Below are 21,097 nucleotides of genomic sequence, written 5' to 3'. Positions count from 1 at the left end.
ACTCCGGAAAAGGTGACTCACTTATCGACCCATATTTAGCGACCGGCGTTATAAAACAGCTCAGTGTCCGCTTCCAGCATCTGTTTGTTTACTTGAGCAACCAGTTCACTGCCGGTCTGTTCAATAACGGAGTTTTCCGGATTCAGCCCCAATTTTTTGAACAACTTAAGATCGCTGTTCTGAGCCGGATTTGGTGTGGTCAGCAATTTACAGCCGTAGAAAATTGAGTTAGCCCCGGCCATAAAGCACATAGCCTGAGTCTGCTCGCTCATTTTTTCCCGCCCGGCTGAAAGCCGAACGTAAGATGTCGGCATCATGATTCTGGCTACGGCAATAGTGCGAATAAAGTCGAAGGGATCAACGTCTTCGGTATGTTCCAGCGGGGTACCGGCAACTTTAACTAACATATTGATGGGCACGCTTTCCGGAGGCGCTGGCAAGTTAGCCAATTGCATCAGTAACTCAGCCCTATCGGTAACTGATTCACCCAACCCGACGATGCCGCCTGAGCAGACTTTTATTCCTGCTTGCCGCACTTTATCCAGCGTATCTAGCCGTTCCTGATAGCTGCGGGTGGTAATGATTTTGTTGTAATACTCCGGCGATGTATCCAGATTATGGTTGTAATAATCGAGCCCGGCATCGGCTAAACGCTGAGCCTGCCGGTCAGTCAATGACCCCAGCGTCATGCAGCTTTCCATTCCTAACGCTTTAACGCCGGCCACCATTTGTTCCAGATAGGGCAGGTCTCGGTCTTGAGGGTTTTTCCAGGCGGCACCCATACAAAAACGGCTTGAACCTGCGGCTTTTGCCTGTCTGGCTGAGGCTAAAACCAGCTCAACTTCCATCAATGGTTCAGCCGCTAATCCGGTTTTATAGCGGGCACTTTGAGGGCAGTATTTACAATCTTCCGGACAACTCCCGGTTTTAATGGAGAGTAGAGTACTGACCTGAATCTGGCGCGAGTCGAAATGTTGGCGATGTATTTGCTGTGCGCTAAAGAGTAATTCTAATAGCGGTTGCTCAAACAGAGCCTGCGTTTGTTCTCGTGTCCAGCGCAATGATTTGCTCATAAAAATGATATCTCGTTATTTACAATTAAATTTTACTTGGTTTTAATAAAACTTTAATTGTAAACTAAAAATATGTCAATTTAGTTTACAAGTGATCTTTATGCTTTCTGACCTTGAGTTTGATCGTCGCCACATCTGGCATCCTTATACTTCTATGACCCAACCTTTACCCTGCTATTCGGTAAGCCGTGCGCAGGGGGTTGAACTTCAGCTTGCAGACGGCTCTATTTTGGTTGATGGCATGTCGTCATGGTGGGCCGCTATTCATGGTTATAACCATCCCCGGCTTAATCAGGCGGTATCAGAACAATTAAAAAGCATGTCGCATGTGATGTTTGGTGGCCTAACCCACCGGCCGGCTATCGAGCTGTGTCGGCGTTTAGTCGATATGACTGGCAGTGAGCTGGAATGCGTTTTTTTAGCTGATTCCGGCTCGGTCGCGGTAGAGGTCGCGATGAAAATGGCCGTGACATATTGGCAGGGAAAAGGTCAGATCCGTCACCGTTTTATGACCTTTAAACATGGTTACCACGGCGATACTTTTGGTGCGATGTCAGCCAGCGATCCTGAAAATTCTATGCACCGCCTTTATCAGGGATATCTGCCGAGTAATCTGTTTGCTGAATCCCCAGATGTGATTTTTGGCGGTCAGTGGCAGGAGGGCGAAATGGATAATTTTGCCGATATGCTGGAACGCAATCACACAACTATCGCCGCCGTGATACTCGAGCCTATTGTGCAAGGGGCGGGGGGAATGCGTTTCTACCATCCTAACTACCTCAAACGAGTACGTCAGCTTTGCGATAAATATCAAATCTTGTTGATTGCTGATGAGATAGCTACCGGATTTGGTCGCACCGGCCAGCTGTTTGCCTGTCAGCATGCCGGGATCGTGCCGGATATTCAGTGTATGGGTAAGGCGCTAACCGGTGGTTATATGACGCTATCGGCGGTGATAACCACTCGGGAAGTGGCAGACGCTATCAGCCAGAGCGAAGCTAAATGTTTTATGCACGGACCCACCTTTATGGCTAATCCTCTTGCTTGCGCAGTGGCCTGTGCCAGCTTAGCTCTACTGAGCGAAAACCGCTGGCAGCAGCAGGTTGCTGATATTGAATTGATATTAAATCGGCAATTAAAGCCGCTGCTGAACTCTGAATATGTCAAAGATGTTCGGGTCTTGGGGGCTATAGGCGTGGTTGAGACAGTCCGCCCGGTGAATATGGCAAAGTTACAACAATTCTTCGTTAAGCAGGGGGTATGGATCCGGCCTTTTGGCAGGCTAATTTACCTTATGCCTCCCTATATTATCTCGCCAGAACAGCTTGTCAGACTAACTGATGCTATTGGTAATGCGCTATCTGAGCCGGAGATAACGTTCGGTTAAGCGAATGAATATTCTCGAGATGATAACTTTTAGCTTCAGGAACGCAGCATGCCATTTCTTATTATTACTACCGTAATATGGTCATTCTCTTTTAGTCTGATTGGGATTTATTTAGCGGGCCATGTCGATCCTTGGTTTTCTATTCTGATGAGAGTCGGGCTAGCTACATTGGTCTTTGTACCATTTATTCGCATTCGTCGCGCTGAGGCTAAATCTGCGCTGGCTTTTGCGGCCGCCGGAGCCTGCCAGCTCGGGATTATGTACCTATTTTATTATCAATCATTTCTATATTTAACCGTTCCACAGGTTCTGATGTTCGGGATTACCATGCCGATTTACATTACCCTGATTTATGACCTGCTACGTGGTGACGCTTTGCGGGTAGGCTATCTGTTTAGTGCGTTGCTGGCAGTGGTTGGAGCAGGAGTGATTAACTATAGCCATCCGGGGGAAAAGTTTTGGTTTGGTTTATTGATTATTCAAATCGCTAACTTTTTCTTTGCTTTAGGGCAAGTTGGCTACAAACGCGCGATGGAGCTTTATCCATTACCGCCATTGCAGAGTAGCGCATGGTTTTATTGCGGAGCCTTATGTGTAGCTACGATCGCGTGGTTATTGCTCGGGGACAGCAACGGATTGCCTACCACCGGCCTGCAGTGGGGGATTCTTATTTGGCTGGGCCTTGGCGCTTCAGGTCTTGGTTATTTTATGTGGAACTATGGCGCCGGAAAAGTAGATTCAGGGACGCTGGCCATTATGAATAATGCCATGATCCCGGTAGGCCTGATGATAAATTTCCTTATCTGGCAGGAAACGCCTGAATGGGCAAAAACCCTTACCGGAGGTGCCATCCTACTGTTATCCCTGTGGGTACATAAAACATGGATTATCTCTCCTTCAGCGGTGAGAAGATGAATATATCCCGTCCTGCAACGCACATTACTTAGGGTATAGTTCAGCGTTCGGTTAATAGTGCGGCCAAAAATAGGGCAATTTTGGCCGATATTCTCTTTATAGGTAGATAAAGCCATTGAGAACCGCGATAAAATAGGTTTTCAGTCAGGCTAGGTATATCACTATTGAGCGTAGCCGTTTAGAATATGGGTTAATTAACAAATGCGCCTTTGATTCAGTCATTATTTCAGGAGAGGTTATGCATTGTCCATTTTGTGCCGCGGTTGATACCAAAGTGATAGATTCACGTTTGGTCGGTGACGGCTCGCAGGTGCGCCGTCGCCGCCAATGTCTGGATTGTAATGAACGTTTTACTACCTTTGAAGTTGCTGAGTTAGTCATGCCGCGCATTATTAAAAGCAATGAGATTCGCGAGCCTTTTGATGAAGAAAAACTGCGTCGTGGCATGCTCAAAGCATTAGAGAAACGTCCGGTAAATTCTGACGATATTGAAATGTCTATTAGCCATATTAAATCTCAGCTACGGGCTACCGGAGAACGGGAAGTATCAGCCTCAATGGTCGGTAATCTGGTGATGGAAGCACTGAAAAAGCTGGATAAAGTCGCCTATATTCGCTTTGCCTCTGTTTACCGTAGCTTTGAAGATATTCGTGAATTTGGCGAAGAGATCGCAAAACTGCAGGACTGATTATCTAATGCAAAATGATGCCGTTTATATGGCCCGGGCGCTGGAACTGGCGCAACTGGGTCGTTTTACCACTTCGCCAAACCCTAATGTCGGCTGTGTTATTGTCCTCAATGACCAGATTGTAGGAGAAGGTTTTCATTTACGGGCCGGTGAGCCCCATGCTGAAGTTCATGCCTTGCGTATGGCTGGTGAAAAAGCGTTGGGTGCTACAGCTTATGTAACTCTGGAGCCTTGTAGCCATCATGGGCGTACGCCCCCCTGTGCTGATGCACTGATTAGTGCCGGTGTGAAACGGGTTGTGGCCGCCATGCAGGATCCTAATCCTGAAGTTGCCGGAAGAGGGCTGTTTCGACTGCAGCAGGCGGGTATTGAAGTCGAGCACGGGTTAATGATGGCGCAAGCCGAACGGGTTAACCAAGGCTTTTTTAAACGCATGCGCACCGGGTTTCCTTATCTTCAGCTTAAGCTTGCCGCTTCTCTGGATGGTAAAACGGCCATGGCTTCGGGAGAAAGTCAGTGGATAACGTCAGAAGCATCCAGAAAAGACGTTCAACAATTCAGAGCTGAAAGCTCTGCCATTCTCAGCACCAGTGCGACTGTTATCGCGGATAACCCCTCGTTAAATGTCCGTTGGAGTGAATTAAGTAACGGCATACGTCAGGAGTATCCTGAGAGGGATTTACGCCAGCCATTACGCATTATTCTCGATGGACACAACCGTGTGACGCCGGATTTGCGGTTGTTCTCACTGCCCGGTGATATCCTGCTGGTGCGGACCGAGAGAGGCGATGAGCGTTGGCCTGATAACATTGAAAAAATGGTGATTCCGGCTCATAACGGCGGTATCGATCTGGTTGTTTTAATGATGCAACTGGGTCGGCGGCAGATTAATACCATATGGACTGAAGCGGGCCCAACGCTTGCCGGGGCACTATTGCAGGCTGGGCTGGTCGATGAGTTAGTACTCTATATGGCACCTAAGTTGCTGGGTGATGATGCCCGTGGGTTGTGCAAACTTCCCGGGCTGAGTGCCTTATCTCAGGCTCCGGAATTTAAGTTAGCTGATGTGCAGCAGGTAGGAAATGATTTGCGGTTACGTTTGCTCCCGCAAACGTAATAACAGGCTACCCGCGATACTTTAAGCTGTCTCTTTGTTAGCTATGCTGAGACTGGCTTGTTTGACGTTGCGAGGCAACGCCAATTATTTAGGGTATAATTCTGCACCGGGAAGTAAATCCGAAGCGCAGCAGTTAAAAGAATATGATAGAATCCGCCCCCTTGCCGGGTTATTGAATCAAGAAACCAAGGAAATGCTTTTATGAACGTTATCGAAGGTATTGTTGCAGCACCGCAAGCTCGTATTGCTATTACTATTGCTCGTTTCAACGACTTTATTAACGATAGCCTGCTTGACGGGGCTATTGATGCACTAAAACGTATTGGTCAGGTTTCTGATTCAAATATTACGGTGGTGTGGGTTCCGGGCGCATATGAGCTACCTTTAGCGGCCCAAACTCTGGCTGATACCGGTAAGTACGATGCAATTATCGCACTGGGTACTGTAATCCGTGGCGGTACTGCTCACTTTGAATATGTTGCTGGTGGGGCAAGTACCGGTTTGTCCGGCGTTGCTATCAACAGTAAAATTCCAGTTTCATTCGGTGTGTTAACCACTGAAAACATCGAACAAGCTATCGAACGTGCCGGAACAAAAGCCGGTAACAAAGGTGCAGAAGCTGCGATGACCGCGTTGGAAATGATTAATGTTATTAAGGCAATCAAATCGTAAGAGCGATTATGCTCAATTGAATTAGATTGTCTGACTTTATTTAAGGGGAATTCCGTGAAACCTGCAGCTCGCCGCCGCGCCCGCGAGTGCGCCGTCCAGGCGTTATACTCTTGGCAGTTGTCCAAAAATGATATCGCTGATGTCGAGTTAGAATTTCTGACTGAACAGGATGTCAAAGACGTTGACTTGACCTATTTCCGTGAGCTTTTTACCGGAGCGGCAATCAACGCTGGCGAACTGGATAAGCTGATGGCTCCTTATTTGTCCCGTACGCTTGACGAATTGGGCCAGATTGAAAGAGCAATTTTACGCGTAGCTGTTTATGAGCTTAGTAAGCGCGAAGATGTACCTTATAAAGTTGTGATCAACGAAGCAATTGAGTTAGCGAAAACCTTTGGTGCTGAAGATAGTCACAAGTTTGTGAACGGGGTTCTGGATAAAGTAGTTCCTCGTATCCGCGTACGGAATGCGAAATAGTTTGTCGCGACTTAATAGATTTGTTTTTGACAATTAAGATACTAGTAAGGCCGGCATTGCCGGCCTTATTTCTGAGTTTGTTTGGAGTATTGCTATTATGTCATGTGGTGAGTTCGATATTATTGCCCGTTATTTTAACCGGCAGGGTAACTCCCGAAAAGACGTTCGTTTAGGTATTGGTGATGATTGCGCGTTGCTTATTCCTGCTGAAAAACAGTATTTAGCCATAAGTACTGACACGTTAGTTTCCGGTATTCATTTCCTTCCTGATATCAATCCTGCCGATTTGGGGTATAAATCACTGGCGGTTAACCTAAGTGATTTGGCTGCGATGGGGGCCGATCCTGCCTGGGTTTCTCTGGCGCTGACGCTACCGTCAATAGATGAGACTTGGCTTAAAAGCTTCAGTGACAGCTTCTTTAGTGTGCTCGACTATTATGGCATGCAGCTTATTGGCGGTGACACTACCAAGGGCCCGCTTAGCCTAACGTTGACGATTAATGGCTGGATTCCGGTAGGGAAAGAGCTAACCCGAAGCGGTGCAAGAATTGGCAACTGGATTTATGTCACCGGCTGGCTGGGGGATAGCGCTGCTGGGTTGGCCATTTTACAAAACCGCCTGAGCGTCGAAGATGACGAGGTGCGCGACTATTTGGTTAAACGCCACCTCAGGCCTCAGCCTCGCATTCTGATGGGATTAGGCATTCGTCAGTTAGCTACATCGGCGATTGATTTATCTGACGGTTTAATTTCAGACTTAAAGCATATTCTTAAAGCCAGTAAGTGCGGGGCAAAAATCCATTTGGATCGTTTGGTATTATCAGACGCGTTAAAGTCCAGCTGTAGCCGTGAACAGGCGTTGACATGGGCATTATCGGGTGGTGAAGACTACGAGTTATGCTTTACTGTCGCTGAAGAAAACCGCGGAATGATCGATACGGCACTGACAGATTTAGGCATTCCATTTACCTGTATTGGGCAGATTATGCCGGAACATACCGGTTTTCAGCTGTGTGATAATAATCAGCCGGTGTCGTTGGATTTAAGTGGATATGATCACTTTGCCAGTGGCTCACAGGAAAATCATGCCTGCTAGATAAGCGAGTTATGTATGTTTGAAATAACGTTGATGAGTGGGTGCTCATCAACGTTATCTGGCGCCAATTACTACCTGTAGTCAGTATTTATTGGCCAAGCCAAGTATTAATCTGCTTTACAATACCTTCAGCATCCAGCCCCAGATCGGCCCGAATTTCATCTTGGCCGCCCTGTGGAACAAAGTTATCCGGCAGGCCAATATTCAATACCGGAATCGCTTTACGGTGAGCCATTAGTAGTTCATTAACACCACTGCCGGCTCCGCCCATAATAGCATTCTCTTCCAGCGTAATTAAGGCATCATGGCTTTGTGCTAACTCGAGGATTAGTGATTGATCCAGCGGTTTAACAAAGCGCATATCAACTACGGTAGCATTCAGCTGTTCTGCCGCTTTCAGGGCATCAGGCAGCAGTGTACCAAAGTTAAGAATTGCCAGCTTTTCGCCCTGACGGCGAACTTTCGCTTTGCCAATGGGCAGCATAGCTAAAGGTTCTAATTCAGCACCGGTACCGTTTCCGCGAGGATAACGTACGGCAACCGGACCATCTTGATACTGATGACCGGTATGCAGCATTTGGCGACATTCGTTTTCATCGCTTGGTGCCATAATGACCATATTCGGAATACAGCGCAGGAAGCTGAGATCAAACGCCCCCTGATGGGTCGGGCCATCAGCTCCAACAATGCCGCCACGGTCAATAGCAAACATGACCGGAAGACCTTGAATCGCGACATCATGGATAACCTGATCGTAGGCACGCTGTAAGAACGTTGAATAGATAGCAACCACCGGCTTAAATCCGCCAATGGCCAGACCCGCAGCAAAGGTGACCGCATGCTGTTCAGCGATAGCCGCATCAAAATATTGTTCAGGGTACTCTTTAGAAAAACGTACCATCCCGGAGCCTTCACGCATTGCCGGCGTGACGGCCATTAATTTGTCATCCGTTGCCGCTGTTTCACATAGCCAGTCACCAAACACGTTGGAATAACTCGGGTATGAACTGCCGCCTTTTTGCTGAGTACCGGTTTCAGGATCAAACTTAGGTACGCCATGCCAACCGATGGGATCTTTTTCGGCAGGCGCATAGCCTTTACCTTTTTTGGTCATGATATGCAGTAACTGCGGGCCTTTTAGGTTACGCATATTTTTTAGCGTTTGTACCAAAGCCTGTACGTCATGCCCGTCTACCGGACCAATGTAGTTAAAGCCAAACTCTTCAAATAATGTGCCCGGAACCACCATACCTTTCAGATGTTCTTCGGTACGTTTGACCAGCTCTTTAATTGGCGGTAATCCGGAAAGCATTATTTTTCCGCTTTCACGCAGAGATGAATAAAGCTTACCTGACAGAATCTGAGCCAGATGATTGTTTAATGCGCCGACGTTTTCTGAAATCGACATTTCATTGTCATTCAGAATAACCAGCATATCGGGTTTGATATCACCGGCGTGGTTCATCGCCTCAAAAGCCATTCCGGCGGTAATTGCACCATCACCGATAACGCATGCCGTTCTGCGTCCTTTGCCTTCACGTTGGGCCGCAACGGCAAGCCCGAGGCCGGCACTGATAGACGTTGATGAGTGGCCAACCGACAGCACATCGTATTCACTCTCTTCACGCCACGGGAACGGGTGAAGGCCATCTTTTTGACGGATGGTTGGCATACGATCGCGGCGTTCGGTCAGGATCTTGTGCGGATAGGCCTGATGGCCTACGTCCCAGACGATATGGTCGAATGGCGTATTGTAGACATAGTGCAACGCAACCGTAAGTTCTACAGTACCAAGGCCAGAAGCCAGATGGCCACTGGATCGACTAACGCTGTTCAACAGATATTGCCGCAGCTCATCACACAGCTTCGGCAGCTTATCTTTTGATATCAGGCGCAAATCGTCGGGATTATTAACTAACGCCAACGTTGGATATTGGGTTATATCAAGACTCATCCAAAACTCATCTAAAATAGTGGCTTAAAAGTTCAGTTTAGTTATCACGTTCGATAATAAAACCGGCAAGCGCTTCCAGTGAACTCGTATTATAAGACTGTGAAGCTAATAGAGACAATGAATCCATGGCTTCCTGATACAGGTCCAGTGCTTTTTTCTGTGCGTTATCAAGGCCGAGCAGCGCAGGGTAAGTGCTTTTTTCGTGTTGTATATCAGAACCCTGACGTTTTCCCGTTTTCTCTGTTGCCCCGATAACGTCGAGAATATCGTCCTGAACCTGAAAAGCCAGACCGATGGCGTTCGCATAGCGATCCAGCAGCGGTAGGGCTGCTTTTCCGCGTTCACCTGCCGCCAGAGCGGCTAACCGAATCGACGCCCGAATCAGCGCTCCGGTTTTGTGGCGATGGATACGTTCCAGTTCAGACAGATCAATTTTCCGTTTTTCCGCTTCTAAATCTAATGCCTGACCGGCACACATACCAGCTGCACCACTGGAGCGAGCGAGCTCGCTGACCATTGCCAAGCGGTCGATTGTTGCTACCGCGGGCATATCAGCATCGCAAAGGATAGAGAAAGCTAAAGTTTGTAGCGCATCACCGGCCAAAATTGCGTGGGCTTCACCAAACTTAATATGACAGGTTGGCTGGCCCCTGCGTAAGTCGTCGTCGTCCATAGCCGGTAAATCGTCATGGATTAGCGAGTAAGCATGAATACATTCAATGGCGGCAGCGGGAGCGTCCAGATTATCCAGCGATAGCCCGAGCATTTCGCCCGTGGCGTAGACTAAAAATGGACGTAAACGCTTTCCCCCAAGCAGAGCCCCATAGCGCATCGCTTCTACCAGCGGAGCCTGATTAAAGGGCAGAGCATCGATATATTGCTTAAGCGCGCTGTCAACGCGATGGCGACATTCTGTCTGAAGTTGAGTAAATAACGGCTGCATTAGGCTTCATCCGGGTTAAACGGTGTTAAAGATGCGTCCGGATCGCTGTTGAGCAGTATTTGTACCCGCTGTTCTGCTTGTTGAAGCTGTTGCTGGCCCTGACGGGCAAGCTGAATACCACGTTCAAATTCGTTTAGCGCATCTTCCAGCGGAAGTTCACCGGTTTCAAGGCGGTTAACGATCTGTTCTAGCTCGTTTAATGCAGTTTCAAAACTGGCTGATTGTGGCGCTTTTTTTGGCATTTTGGGCATATTAATATTGCTTCGATTAAATGTTGTCGTTCTGATTCATAGCCGTAGCTATACCTAAAATAACCGCACCAGTATAAAGCTATTGCTAGCGTATACCAGTAGCAGAAAGCGCTATCCTGATGACGTTCTGTATTTTTATAGGGAAATAGCCTGATTAAGCTGTAACCGGTTATCGTAGCGCCACTAAAAACAGGCCATTATCTTCACAAACTGACTAAGGATATAGGCTGAGTAACGGCTAACGAGAATCTTATCTGTGCCACAGTTTATCATTAAACGATTTATAAAAAGGATAATTAAGGATGAATTTGTGCACTTGTCCGGAATTATGGCAATTTACCTATTAAAGGTTAGCCGGTCAGACGGGGCATGGCATCAAAGTAATCATTTGTTAAAAAAGATTATTTCTACCAATTGTCAATTTCCCTACGGTTAGTCAGTGTTAATCAATGGTAACAAGTTCTACACTGATTGTTATTCAAGGAATAATGCGATGCCAAGTAGCCATGCTGAAATTTGTTAATACCTACCACGACCAACTGGCCGGGTTCTATACCCCCCTCAATCCGACGCCCTTAAAAGATGCCCGACTGTTCTATTATAGCGCACCGCTGGCAACTGAGCTGGGGTTGGATGACTCGCTATTTAGTGATGAAAGTTGCGGGCTATGGACCGGGGAACACCTCCTGCCTGACATGAAACCTCTGGCTCAGGTATATAGCGGCCATCAGTTCGGTTCATGGGCCGGTCAATTGGGCGACGGGCGCGGTATTTTGCTGGGTGAGCAACTGCTTGCTAACGGTAAAAAGGTGGACTGGCATCTGAAAGGCGCGGGGCTAACGCCTTATTCCCGTATGGGAGACGGCAGGGCGGTTTTGCGTTCGGTTATCCGAGAATTCCTTGCTTCAGAGGCATTACATCATCTTGGTATCCCGACCACCCGGGCATTAACTATCGTCACCAGTCAAAATCCGGTATTCCGCGAGCAGCCGGAACGCGGGGCGATGTTGCTTAGGGTGGCTGACAGCCATCTCCGTTTCGGCCACTTTGAGCATTTCTATCATCGAAATCAGCCTGAGCAGGTTCGCCAGTTGGCAGACTATGCAATTGAACATCATTGGCCGGAGCTTAAACAGCAAGCAGATCGCTATTTCTTATGGTTTAAAGATATCGCCGAACGGACGGCAAGACTGATTGCGCTATGGCAGTCAGTGGGTTTTGCTCACGGTGTGATGAATACCGATAATATGTCGATTCTTGGTTTAACAATAGATTTCGGGCCTTATGGCTTTCTGGATGATTACAATCCGGGATATATCTGCAACCACAGCGATTATCAGGGGCGTTATTCTTTTACTAATCAGCCCGCTGTGGCCTACTGGAATTTGCATAAGCTGGCTAATGCGTTATCAGGATTGATGACGATGGAACAACTTCAGGCCGGGCTTGCCGCCTATGAGCCGGAGCTAATGGTGGCCTTTGGCCGACAGATGCGGGCAAAGCTGGGGATGTTTACTCAGGATCCTCAGGATAATGATTTGCTTAACGGCTTGCTTGATTTAATGGCCAAAGAAAAGCGGGATTACACTCAGACTTTCCGATTGTTGGGTACGGTAGAGCAGGCCAGCTCTAGTATTGCTCTGCGGGATGATTTTATCGATCGCGAGGCATTTGATCGCTGGTATCAGCAATGGGTAGCTCGCCTTCAGCAAGATCGGGTCAGCGACGAACATCGACAGCAGGTCATGAATAGCGTTAATCCTAAAAGAATTCTGCGTAATTACCTGGCCCAACAGGCGATAGAGGCGGCTGAAAATGATGATGTCAGCGTGCTGGAACATTTGCATCACGGACTGATGGATCCTTATTCTGAGTCACCGGAATATGACGACTTGGCTCAGTTGCCCCCGGACTGGGGTAAGACGTTAGAGATTTCCTGTTCCAGCTAATATTTTGGTTAATAAAGAAAATTTCCGCCGCATCGGTGATATCTATGCTTTAGGTGTCTCCGTTAGCGGCGAGAAGTTGAACGAAATAAGGGGCGGGTAAACTACCGCTTTTCTGATGTTTTAATCACTCATGCTAGCTGATAAATCTTCTCTTCCTGACAGAAGATCTGTGACTAAAACCCTAATCCGGGTGTATACTCCACGCCCAGAAACGCTATGGTCATTATCGCCATATCATCCCTTTTCATTCGTTCTAACTACGTAAGTAATCGCAACTATCATGAAGTTTATCATTAAGCTATTCCCGGAAATTACAATTAAAAGCGTCACTGTACGTAAGCGCTTTATCAAAATCTTAACCGGGAGCGTCCGTAATGTGTTGAGACAACACGACGAAGAATGTTCAGTTATCCGCCACTGGGACCATCTGGAAGTGACCACCAAAGATCAGTCTAAGTGCCCGATAATTCGTGACGAGCTAATGAGAATTCCCGGTATCCACCATATTCTTGCCGTGGATGACACACCTTATACCGATATGCATGATATTTTCGAGCAAACTCTGGCTAACTTTCGCGACCAGTTAGAAGGTAAGACTTTCTGCGTACGGGTTAAGCGTCGCGGTAAGCAAGAGTTTAACTCTCAGGACGTTGAGCGCTACGTCGGCGGCGGCTTAAATCAACATATCGAATCGGCTAAAGTTAAGTTAAATCACCCTGACGTGACGGTTAATCTGGAAATAGAAGGCGATCGCCTGATTATGGTTCAGGGCCGCTATGCGGGCTTGGGCGGTTTCCCTATAGGCACTCAGGAAGACGTTCTGTCACTGATCTCCGGTGGTTTCGATTCCGGTGTTTCCAGCTATATGTTGATGCGCCGTGGCTGTCGGGTTCATTACTGCTTCTTTAATCTGGGCGGTGCAGCTCATGAGATTGGGGTAAAGCAGGTTGCTCACTATCTTTGGAGCCGATTCGGTAGTTCGCATAAAGTCCGCTTTATCTCGATCGATTTTGCTCCGGTAGTGGGGGAAATTCTGGAGAATGTGGATGACGGCCAGATGGGTGTGGTGCTTAAACGTATGATGGTCCGCGCAGCTTCTGCAATGGCCGAGCGTTATGGCGTTCAGGCGATTGTTACCGGTGAAGCGTTAGGTCAGGTTTCCAGCCAGACATTAACCAACCTGCGACTGATTGATAATGCTTCGGATACGTTAGTTCTGCGTCCGTTAATTTCCCACGATAAAGAACATATCATTGATATGGCTCGCAAAATCGGCACTGAAGATTTTGCTAAAACCATGCCTGAATATTGCGGTGTGATCTCTAAGAGCCCGACGGTTAAAGCGATAAAAGCCAAAATTGAAGCTGAAGAGGCTAAGTTCGACTTTACGATTCTGGATCGCGTGGTTGATGAAGCGGTTAATATCGATATCCGCCAGATTGCAGAACAGACTCAGGCTCAGGTGGCTGAAGTTGAAACCGTGGCGGCTTTTGGTACCAATGACGTGATTCTGGATATCCGTGCACCGGATGAAGCTGATAGTCAGCCGTTGAAACTTGAAGACGTGACGGTAGAAAAGATACCGTTTTACAAGCTGGGAACGGCATTCAGCGAGCTGGATAAATCAAAGACCTATTTGCTGTATTGCGATCGTGGCGTAATGAGCCGCCTGCAGGCACTTTATTTGATCGAACAGGGTCATAGTAATGTGAAGGTTTATCGGGCTTAAGGCTGATAAGCCGGCCAGCTATTTAATTCCAGTAATAAACGGGCGTGACCAACTTAGTTGTTTGCGCCCGATTTTAATCATCAGATATAGGCGTAAATCCCCGGTGCTACCATCAGCGGGCCCGCCACTTCAGCCGCTTTCTCTCTACTCACCAGCAGCTCGATTAGCTTAAGAGCAAAGTCAATTGACGTACCTAGGCCCTGACTGGTGACCAGATTTACCCGCTCATCATAAGTGACCCTGCGGTCTACCCACTTATTTTCCGGTATAAGGTGTTTGAAATCCGGATTGACCGACATATTGCCCAGCGGGAATAACTTATGGTGTTCCAGCACCAAGGCCGGAGAGGCGCATATGGCCGCAACGATATTGCCACTCAGGTGAGTTTGGCGAATTCGCTCTACCAGTAAAGGGCTATCACGAAAACACTCAGCGCCTTTTACGCCACCGGGGAGAATGACCGCATCAAAGTGTTCATCGGCAACGTCAACCAGCGGGTAGTCAGCCAGTAGTTTGACTCCCCGTGAACAGACGATTTGCAAACAGCCATCGCCTTCAACGCTGGCAGTAGTAACCTGAATACCGGCCCTGACTAACAGGTCGATAGTGGTAACGGCTTCGGTTTCTTCACTGCCATGAGCCAGACAAACCAGCGCTCTAGGTGTCATTTTGAGGTCCTTTTAATCAGGATTTTCAGCCTGAAGTTTTGCAGGCCGGTGGATAACGGGTATCATGCATAACATTATACCTTTCTTACTTGAAGTTGCACCGCCGTTAGCTGCGTTCGTTCACCCGAATCACTTACGTTAGTAAGCTCATCGAGTCTCTCTCGCTGGCTATCTTATTGCAACGTTAATTAATTTGGGTAGAATTTTCATTAAAAGACCCATTATTAAAAAGGAAGAATTTTATGCCATCTTTCGATATCGTTTCTGAAATTGATATGCCTGAAGTGCGTAACGGCGTAGAGAATGCCAGCCGTGAGCTCACAACGCGTTGGGATTTCCGCAACGTACCGGCCAGCTTCGATCTTAATGAAAAGAATGAAACTATTAAGGCAACCAGCGAATCAGAATTTCAGGTTCAGCAACTGCTGGATATTCTGCGTGAGAAGTTAGCTAAGCGCGGTATTGATGCCGGTGCCTTAGACATTCCAGAAGAGTTTGTACACAGCGGTAAAACTTACAGCGTTGAAGTGAAGCTCAAGCAGGGTATTGAAGCCGAAATGGCAAAGAAAGTGGTTAAGCTGATCAAAGACAGTAAGTTAAAAGTTCAGGCTCAAATTCAGGGCGATCAGGTGCGGGTAACCGGCAAGGCTCGTGATGATCTACAGGGCGTAATGGCGTTGATCAGAGGCGCTGAACTGGGGCAACCGTTCCAGTTTAATAACTTTAGAGATTAGTCGGAACTTCAGCATGAATGGTGTTAAAAATAGTTAATTTGAGGGTGAGGCCGCCGCTCGGGTCGTAGTGGCGTAAGCCATCGGAGCACCCGCAGTAACCGTCTTTCTCTTTACGGACGAAATTTACGCTGTCATTAAATTAAGCTATTTCGCCATTAGACTAAAAAGGCCCGATATTTATCGGGCCTTTTTCACGGAAGAGAAATCTTATTTCTTAAACAGCTGCGAAAGGTTAATCCCCTTCAGGAAGATAAACGCCAGCAACAGCCCGCCCCAGAGAGCCATAGTAATATAGCTACTTACGCCGAGAATATTCAGCCCGCTCTCCAGCATTTGCAGCAGTATCAGTGCCATTACCATGCCGAAGACTTTACCGAATCCGCCATCGGGATTAATACCGCCCAATACCGCAGCCAGAATCGATACCAGCAGATAAGACTCGCCGTAAGAGGCTTTCGCTGAGTTAAGTTTTGACATCATAAGCAGGGCTGCAATTACGCATAGCATCGATGACAGGATATAAACCCAAACGATCGTCTTACGGGTATTAATACCGGAATAGTGGGTTGCCTGTTCGTTAGAGCCGATCAGATAGATTGTCCGGCCAAAGGCTGACTTCTCTAAAATAACCCACATAACCGCAACTACGGCTAAAAACACCAATAGCGGGACCGGAATCCCCAGCAGATTAGTGCTGTTGATGGTCAGAATATAATCCGGGAAGTTAGAAATCGCCGAGCCTTTGGATATCAAAATATTGATACCGTTAAGCAGGGTCATAATTCCCAGCGTGGCCAGAATCGGTGAAACCCTAACTACCGCGATTAAAAATCCGTTGATACCACCAATGATAATCGCCATTGCCATACCGGCCAGAACGACCAGCGCCATGCTGCCAATAGTCGGTGGGTAGTTAGTCGCTACCCAGGCCATCACTAAACCACAGGCATTCATGGTGGCAATAATCGACAGGTTGATTCCGCCTGTCAGCATAGTGACCGCCATGGCCAGCGCTAATACGCCAAGCACCGGCATCTGAGAGGCGATAGACTGGAAGTTAGCCGATGACCAGAAAATATCAGGCATAAGGATACTGAAGGCAACGACCACAACACCAATCAGCAGGCTTAAGTAGATCTCTACATTATCTTTTACTTTTCTTGCGCTCATGGTTATGCCCCCTGACCTTTACGCTGGCTCCATGCCGTCATACTAATACTTACGACAATAACTAAACCCGTAACCACCGTATGCCAGTAAGAGGAGATGCCTAACAGGTTGAGTCCATTTTGTAATACGGCTAATAAAATAACGCCCAGCAGGGTGCCTAATAGCGTTCCCCGGCCGCCCACAATGCTGGTTCCGCCAAGCACTACCGCAGCCAGAACCGTTAACTCATAACCTAATAGTGAATCAGGCGCGACGGTTAAGACCGTTGCTGACTGAACAACGCCCGCAACGCCGGACATCAGCCCCATATAGCCATAGACAAACAGCTGTAATTTAAGAATGCCAAACCCCATACGGGAAGCGGCTTCTTTATTACCGCCCATGGCATAAATCATTCGGCCAATGCTGGTCCGGTTCATGATGAAACCCGTCAGGGCAACGACAACAACCAGCGTAATGATCGGTAAGTTCAGACCATAGTCATAACCATCTGCGGCGGTAAACTGAAACAGTGAAATACCTTGTTCAAACCACTCAGGATAGCTATACAGCCAGATACCTTTGGTCAGATAAAGCAACAGGCCATAGAAAATATTCAGCGTTGAAATAGTTATGATGATCGACGGGACTTTTAACCGATTAACTAATACCGCATTGACCAGCCCCAGCAGCAGACCAATACCGCCAGACAGGGCAAAAGCGATGGCAAAGTTGCCGGTTGTTCCCTGAATCAGCGTCACCATAACGTACTGTGAAATGATCGTCATTGCCGGGAATGAAATATCAATACCGCCTGAAATCAGTACGATGAACAGACCGCAGGCCAGAATAGTCAACATCGCGTAGTTATTGACTAAATCGTAGATATTGCCAAACGTCATAAAGTCAGCGGTGGCGAATGAAAGGTATCCACCAATCACCAATATGGTTAAGCCCAGAAATATCTCATGGGGTTTTATCCCTAATTTATTAACCATTTACTACCTCTGCCAGTGCGGCTTCCGTTGTTTGTCCCGGTAAAAACTCGGCAGTAATCTCGCCTTTACGCATGACTAAAATCCGATGACTGTTAAAGAATGCTTCATCGATCTCATCGGTAATCATGAGTACGGCGATTCCTTTTTGCGACAGGGCAGAAATAATCTGATAAATCCCTGCCTTATTGGCGATATCGACGCCCACGGTTGGCGCATCCAAAATGAGAACCTTAGGATTAATTGCCAGCCATTTTGCAATGGCAACACGTTGAGCATTACCACCAGATAAGGTATTGACCGGTAAATGAACGCTACCAATCTTTATGGTTAACTGTTCAACTAAATCGCTAACGACTTTATCGGCCTTAGATTTATCGAGCAGTTGCAGCGGAGTTTTTAAACGTTCGAGCACGGTTGAAATAATGTTGTCGTTAATGGATTGCTCCATGACCAGACCGGTGCTCATCCGATCTTCAGAGACATAACCGACACCGGCTTTTACCGCATCGCGGTTACTGGAAAAGTTGACCGGTTTTCCTTCCAACAGAATCTGACCTGAATCCGGTTTAGTTAAACCGAACAGGCTGAGGCAAAGCTCGGTGCGGCCAGCGCCTAACAGCCCGGTAATGGCAACGATTTCACCTTTATGAACGCTAAGGGATACGTTTTTATATTCTTCACCGCGGCTGAGATTTTTGATTTCCAGTGCGACATCATTATTTTGGGTAATCGGTGGCAGCACGGCATAAGAGAATTCTTTTCCTGTCATCAGGAAGGCCAGTTTCTTATTGTCTATTTCTGATGCAGGGTAGGTACCAACCAACTTTCCGTCTTTTAGCACGGTAATACGGTCAGAAATCTCCATAACCTCATCTAAACGGTGGCTGACAAAAACCACACAGATATTCTGCTTTTTCAGGTCGTGAACTACACGCAGCAAGCCTTTTACTTCCTGCATGGTTAATGAGGCCGTAGGCTCATCCATAATGATCAGCTTGGCTTCCTGAGACAGTGCCCGGCAGATGGCCACGATCTGGCGCTGAGCGATTGGCAGGGATTCTACCGTGGCATCAAGATCCAGTTTGGCATCAATGCTTTTTATTGTGAGTTCAGCGATACGGCGAATTTCACGTTTGTTAACCAGCATATGGTGGTGATACTGGTTAATACCGATGTTTTCAGCCACGGTCAGGTTAGGGAACAACGACAAATCCTGATAGATAACCTGAACGCCCGCTTTGACGGAGTCTATTGGAGAGAGATTTGTGTATTGTTTGCCATCAATAATGATTTCAGCGTTGGCGTCCGGTTGATAAACACCGGAGATGATTTTTATCAGCGTTGATTTACCACAGCCATTTTGCCCGGCCAAACAGTGGACTTCTCCAGGGATCAGCGTTAATGCCATGTTGTCCAGGGCCTTCACGCCATAGAAGGTCTTACTGATGTTTCCCAGTGAAATAAAGGGTGTCATTTCTACCTCTTACTGGCTGTATACCCGTCGCCCTTCAGAATGTTGGGGTGTTGGCTGCACTTACTCCCGCGAATCACTTACTGGAGTAAGTCATTGGGACTCTTTCAATTGCCGCCTACCTGCATCTCGAAGTAACTTAGGGATGTACCAATTTTATGCGAATCCATAGAATACGTCCCTGCCGCAGGTTATCGGCAAGGACGTATTAGTTACCCTGAGTATTTGGCGCTGTTGCAGCGAGCTATATGTAGCACTGCGATAACGCCGGTCACTTGGGTATCAATCCATTAATACAAGCTATCAACGTTATCTTTGGTTACGCGCAGGACTTTATGGAACTTAATTACGCGTTTTTCCATATCGACATCAGCTTTACCCAGGTTTGGAATCTCTAAGTCTTTAGTGATTTCTTCGCCTTTGATAATTTTGTTGGCAACGGCGGTTAACGCATAACCCGCAGATGCCGGATCATAGGTTACGCCCATCGCGATATCACCGCTCTTAACTAAAGACGCCGCTTGTGAAGGAATCATCATGCCGAAGACGAATACTTTATCACGAGCGCGTTTTTCTTTAACTGCACGGCCGGCACCGATCGGACCCTGAGAACCGAAAGCAATCACGCCTTTCATTTCCGGGTAAGCTTTCATTAAATCTAAGGTTGTACGGCGGGCATCATCAATGTTTTCAGCAACCGGCATGCGGCTGGTGACTTCAAACATTTCCGGATAGTGTTCTTTCTGGTATTTAACAAACAGGTCAGCCCAAAGGTTGTGCTGAGGAACGGTTAATCCACCAACGTAGATAACGTAACCGCCTTTACCGCCCATGGCTTTAGCCATTTCTTCAACGTTGTCTGCTGCAAATTTAGCATTGTCGATGATTTCAACGTCCCAGTTTGCGCTTGGTTGTCCCGGTGATTCGTTAGTCAGTACAACAATTCCGGCACTGCGTGCTTTTTTGAATACTGGTTCCAACACATCGGCGTCATTCGGAACAATGGTAATTGCCGAGACATTTTTAGCAATTAAATCTTCAATGATTTTAACTTGTTGTGGGGCATCAGTACTGGAAGGGCCAACCTGATAGGCTTTAATTCCCAAATCTTTACCAGCATCAGTAACGCCATCACCCATACGGTTAAACCAAGGCATGCCAGCTATTTTTGAAATATTAACGACTTCCACTTCTTTTGCCATTGCTCCGGTGGAATAAACCATTATTCCCAGCAAACTGACGGATAATAATTTTTTTAAATTCATTTTACTCATCGTATACCTCTGGCTGGTGCTAAATATAGCAAACAGATAAAACATCCTTTACCGTTAGATCGGCGGATGCTGTGTTCTTTTTCCGTCACATACTGCGGGGAAAAAACTGAATCTTCCATATTATACTACGTGGTGTTATGTAAAAGTTAGCTACAAAATAAAACTAAATACAATTTAGTAAAGCTTAACCGTTTTAGTTAAAGCCGCTATTGATGTTGTTATTGCATGAGGACTGTAGAGTTTTAATGGTGAAATGGTTATGTAAATATTCGCTATTTACATGGATTTTTACGCTGCCATTCTATTTTGGGACGGCGATCACAAATTAGTTGGTTGTTAATTCAGCGAGGTTTACCTTTCAGTCTATAGGGATTAATCAGCTATTTTTTATCGTTGTGAAGATAATCGCTTATCAGGCTATCTATATGTGTAGTAAGTAAACTCAGTATCATGGAAAAGATGAGTTTTTACTATTATTAATAAGCAGCAAAATATGAAAGATAAATACGCATAATAAATGAGCATAATGTTATTTGCTATTAATAAAGCTGA

General features: G+C 46.9%; 19 protein-coding genes. 10 read left to right on the top strand and 9 right to left on the bottom strand.

Features of this window, described 5'->3' with window-relative positions:
* Positions 1 to 35 precede the first annotated feature (35 nt).
* A complete protein-coding gene (gene bioB / locus YWE_RS0113350) occupies positions 36 to 1,073 on the bottom strand; it encodes a biotin synthase BioB (protein WP_029094997.1) in 1,038 nt (345 codons plus the stop codon).
* Positions 1,074 to 1,173: 100 nt separating this feature from the next.
* On the opposite strand from bioB, the gene bioA reads away from it, so the two are divergent.
* The 7 genes from bioA (at position 1,174) to thiL (ending at position 7,425) form a co-directional block, all read left to right on the top strand.
* Positions 1,174 to 2,460, top strand: a complete 1,287-nt coding sequence (gene bioA, locus YWE_RS0113345) for an adenosylmethionine--8-amino-7-oxononanoate transaminase (RefSeq protein WP_036016036.1) — start codon at positions 1,174 to 1,176, stop codon at positions 2,458 to 2,460.
* A 48-nt stretch (positions 2,461 to 2,508) separates the two neighbouring features.
* The gene (locus YWE_RS0113340; RefSeq protein ID WP_029094995.1) at positions 2,509 to 3,375 is read left to right on the top strand and encodes a DMT family transporter; all 867 of its coding nucleotides are present in this window, start codon (positions 2,509 to 2,511) and stop codon (positions 3,373 to 3,375) included.
* Between the two features lie 238 nt (positions 3,376 to 3,613).
* Positions 3,614 to 4,063, top strand: a complete 450-nt coding sequence (nrdR, locus tag YWE_RS0113335; RefSeq protein WP_029094994.1) for a transcriptional regulator NrdR — start codon at positions 3,614 to 3,616, stop codon at positions 4,061 to 4,063.
* 7 nt (positions 4,064 to 4,070) lie between these two features.
* Positions 4,071 to 5,180, top strand: a complete 1,110-nt coding sequence (gene ribD, locus YWE_RS0113330; protein ID WP_029094993.1) for a bifunctional diaminohydroxyphosphoribosylaminopyrimidine deaminase/5-amino-6-(5-phosphoribosylamino)uracil reductase RibD — start codon at positions 4,071 to 4,073, stop codon at positions 5,178 to 5,180.
* Between the two features lie 201 nt (positions 5,181 to 5,381).
* Positions 5,382 to 5,852, top strand: a complete 471-nt coding sequence (ribH, locus tag YWE_RS0113320) for a 6,7-dimethyl-8-ribityllumazine synthase (RefSeq protein WP_029094992.1) — start codon at positions 5,382 to 5,384, stop codon at positions 5,850 to 5,852.
* A gap of 54 nt (positions 5,853 to 5,906) precedes the next feature.
* A complete protein-coding gene (gene nusB, locus YWE_RS0113315; protein WP_029094991.1) occupies positions 5,907 to 6,329 on the top strand; it encodes a transcription antitermination factor NusB in 423 nt (140 codons plus the stop codon).
* A gap of 97 nt (positions 6,330 to 6,426) precedes the next feature.
* Positions 6,427 to 7,425, top strand: a complete 999-nt coding sequence (thiL, locus tag YWE_RS0113310) for a thiamine-phosphate kinase (protein WP_029094990.1) — start codon at positions 6,427 to 6,429, stop codon at positions 7,423 to 7,425.
* Between the two features lie 88 nt (positions 7,426 to 7,513).
* Here thiL and dxs read toward each other — a convergent pair whose 3' ends face one another.
* The 3 genes from dxs to xseB are packed head-to-tail and all read right to left on the bottom strand — an operon-like array spanning position 7,514 to position 10,564.
* Positions 7,514 to 9,379, bottom strand: a complete 1,866-nt coding sequence (dxs, locus tag YWE_RS0113305) for a 1-deoxy-D-xylulose-5-phosphate synthase (RefSeq protein ID WP_029094989.1) — start codon at positions 9,377 to 9,379, stop codon at positions 7,514 to 7,516.
* Positions 9,380 to 9,416: 37 nt separating this feature from the next.
* Positions 9,417 to 10,322, bottom strand: a complete 906-nt coding sequence (gene ispA, locus YWE_RS0113300; RefSeq protein WP_029094988.1) for a (2E,6E)-farnesyl diphosphate synthase — start codon at positions 10,320 to 10,322, stop codon at positions 9,417 to 9,419.
* Positions 10,322 to 10,564, bottom strand: coding sequence for an exodeoxyribonuclease VII small subunit (gene xseB / locus YWE_RS0113295; protein WP_029094987.1), 243 nt, complete (start codon positions 10,562 to 10,564; stop codon positions 10,322 to 10,324). The genes ispA and xseB overlap by 1 nt, the downstream gene beginning before the upstream one ends.
* A gap of 515 nt (positions 10,565 to 11,079) precedes the next feature.
* Between xseB and YWE_RS0113290 the strand changes: the two genes are divergently transcribed.
* Positions 11,080 to 12,522, top strand: a complete 1,443-nt coding sequence (locus YWE_RS0113290; RefSeq protein ID WP_029094986.1) for a protein adenylyltransferase SelO — start codon at positions 11,080 to 11,082, stop codon at positions 12,520 to 12,522.
* A 280-nt stretch (positions 12,523 to 12,802) separates the two neighbouring features.
* Positions 12,803 to 14,251: a tRNA uracil 4-sulfurtransferase ThiI gene (thiI, locus tag YWE_RS0113285; RefSeq protein ID WP_029094985.1), complete on the top strand. Its 1,449-nt coding sequence runs from the start codon at positions 12,803 to 12,805 to the stop codon at positions 14,249 to 14,251.
* Positions 14,252 to 14,331: 80 nt separating this feature from the next.
* Here the strand turns inward: thiI and yajL are convergent, their stop codons facing one another.
* The gene (gene yajL, locus YWE_RS0113280; RefSeq protein ID WP_029094984.1) at positions 14,332 to 14,919 is read right to left on the bottom strand and encodes a protein deglycase YajL; all 588 of its coding nucleotides are present in this window, start codon (positions 14,917 to 14,919) and stop codon (positions 14,332 to 14,334) included.
* Positions 14,920 to 15,161: 242 nt separating this feature from the next.
* On the opposite strand from yajL, the gene YWE_RS0113275 reads away from it, so the two are divergent.
* Positions 15,162 to 15,653, top strand: coding sequence for a YajQ family cyclic di-GMP-binding protein (locus YWE_RS0113275; protein WP_029094983.1), 492 nt, complete (start codon positions 15,162 to 15,164; stop codon positions 15,651 to 15,653).
* A gap of 207 nt (positions 15,654 to 15,860) precedes the next feature.
* Here the strand turns inward: YWE_RS0113275 and YWE_RS0113270 are convergent, their stop codons facing one another.
* The 4 genes from YWE_RS0113270 to YWE_RS0113255 form a co-directional block, all read right to left on the bottom strand.
* Positions 15,861 to 16,823 carry an ABC transporter permease gene (locus YWE_RS0113270; protein ID WP_029094982.1) on the bottom strand — a complete coding sequence of 321 codons (963 nt, stop codon included), beginning with the start codon at positions 16,821 to 16,823 and terminating at the stop codon, positions 15,861 to 15,863.
* Between the two features lie 2 nt (positions 16,824 to 16,825).
* Complete coding sequence (locus YWE_RS0113265) at positions 16,826 to 17,800, bottom strand: ABC transporter permease (RefSeq protein WP_029094981.1); 975 nt, start codon at positions 17,798 to 17,800, stop codon at positions 16,826 to 16,828.
* Positions 17,793 to 19,274, bottom strand: a complete 1,482-nt coding sequence (locus YWE_RS0113260; protein ID WP_029094980.1) for a sugar ABC transporter ATP-binding protein — start codon at positions 19,272 to 19,274, stop codon at positions 17,793 to 17,795. The genes YWE_RS0113265 and YWE_RS0113260 overlap by 8 nt, the downstream gene beginning before the upstream one ends.
* 287 nt (positions 19,275 to 19,561) lie before the next feature.
* Positions 19,562 to 20,545 carry an autoinducer 2 ABC transporter substrate-binding protein gene (locus YWE_RS0113255; RefSeq protein ID WP_029094979.1) on the bottom strand — a complete coding sequence of 328 codons (984 nt, stop codon included), beginning with the start codon at positions 20,543 to 20,545 and terminating at the stop codon, positions 19,562 to 19,564.
* Positions 20,546 to 21,097: the final 552 nt, after the last annotated feature.

The organism is Budvicia aquatica DSM 5075 = ATCC 35567 (assembly GCF_000427805.1).
Taxonomy (GTDB): domain Bacteria; phylum Pseudomonadota; class Gammaproteobacteria; order Enterobacterales; family Enterobacteriaceae; genus Budvicia; species Budvicia aquatica.
The sequence above is the reverse complement of the archived record's forward strand: the minus strand, read 5'-3'. Positions and strand labels throughout refer to the sequence as shown.

What these genes read in the sequence shown, in the direction of transcription:
- bioB (WP_029094997.1), bottom strand. Translation starts at nt 1,073, where the DNA reads ATGAGCAAATCATTGCGCTGGACACGAGAACAAACGCAGGCTCTGTTT.
- bioA (WP_036016036.1), top strand. Translation starts at nt 1,174, where the DNA reads ATGCTTTCTGACCTTGAGTTTGATCGTCGCCACATCTGGCATCCTTAT.
- YWE_RS0113340 (WP_029094995.1), top strand. Translation starts at nt 2,509, where the DNA reads ATGCCATTTCTTATTATTACTACCGTAATATGGTCATTCTCTTTTAGT.
- nrdR (WP_029094994.1), top strand. Translation starts at nt 3,614, where the DNA reads ATGCATTGTCCATTTTGTGCCGCGGTTGATACCAAAGTGATAGATTCA.
- ribD (WP_029094993.1), top strand. Translation starts at nt 4,071, where the DNA reads ATGCAAAATGATGCCGTTTATATGGCCCGGGCGCTGGAACTGGCGCAA.
- ribH (WP_029094992.1), top strand. Translation starts at nt 5,382, where the DNA reads ATGAACGTTATCGAAGGTATTGTTGCAGCACCGCAAGCTCGTATTGCT.
- thiL (WP_029094990.1), top strand. Translation starts at nt 6,427, where the DNA reads ATGTCATGTGGTGAGTTCGATATTATTGCCCGTTATTTTAACCGGCAG.
- dxs (WP_029094989.1), bottom strand. Translation starts at nt 9,379, where the DNA reads ATGAGTCTTGATATAACCCAATATCCAACGTTGGCGTTAGTTAATAAT.
- ispA (WP_029094988.1), bottom strand. Translation starts at nt 10,322, where the DNA reads ATGCAGCCGTTATTTACTCAACTTCAGACAGAATGTCGCCATCGCGTT.
- xseB (WP_029094987.1), bottom strand. Translation starts at nt 10,564, where the DNA reads ATGCCAAAAAAAGCGCCACAATCAGCCAGTTTTGAAACTGCATTAAAC.
- YWE_RS0113290 (WP_029094986.1), top strand. Translation starts at nt 11,080, where the DNA reads ATGCTGAAATTTGTTAATACCTACCACGACCAACTGGCCGGGTTCTAT.
- thiI (WP_029094985.1), top strand. Translation starts at nt 12,803, where the DNA reads ATGAAGTTTATCATTAAGCTATTCCCGGAAATTACAATTAAAAGCGTC.
- yajL (WP_029094984.1), bottom strand. Translation starts at nt 14,919, where the DNA reads ATGACACCTAGAGCGCTGGTTTGTCTGGCTCATGGCAGTGAAGAAACC.
- YWE_RS0113275 (WP_029094983.1), top strand. Translation starts at nt 15,162, where the DNA reads ATGCCATCTTTCGATATCGTTTCTGAAATTGATATGCCTGAAGTGCGT.
- YWE_RS0113270 (WP_029094982.1), bottom strand. Translation starts at nt 16,823, where the DNA reads ATGAGCGCAAGAAAAGTAAAAGATAATGTAGAGATCTACTTAAGCCTG.
- YWE_RS0113265 (WP_029094981.1), bottom strand. Translation starts at nt 17,800, where the DNA reads ATGGTTAATAAATTAGGGATAAAACCCCATGAGATATTTCTGGGCTTA.
- YWE_RS0113260 (WP_029094980.1), bottom strand. Translation starts at nt 19,274, where the DNA reads ATGACACCCTTTATTTCACTGGGAAACATCAGTAAGACCTTCTATGGC.
- YWE_RS0113255 (WP_029094979.1), bottom strand. Translation starts at nt 20,545, where the DNA reads ATGAGTAAAATGAATTTAAAAAAATTATTATCCGTCAGTTTGCTGGGA.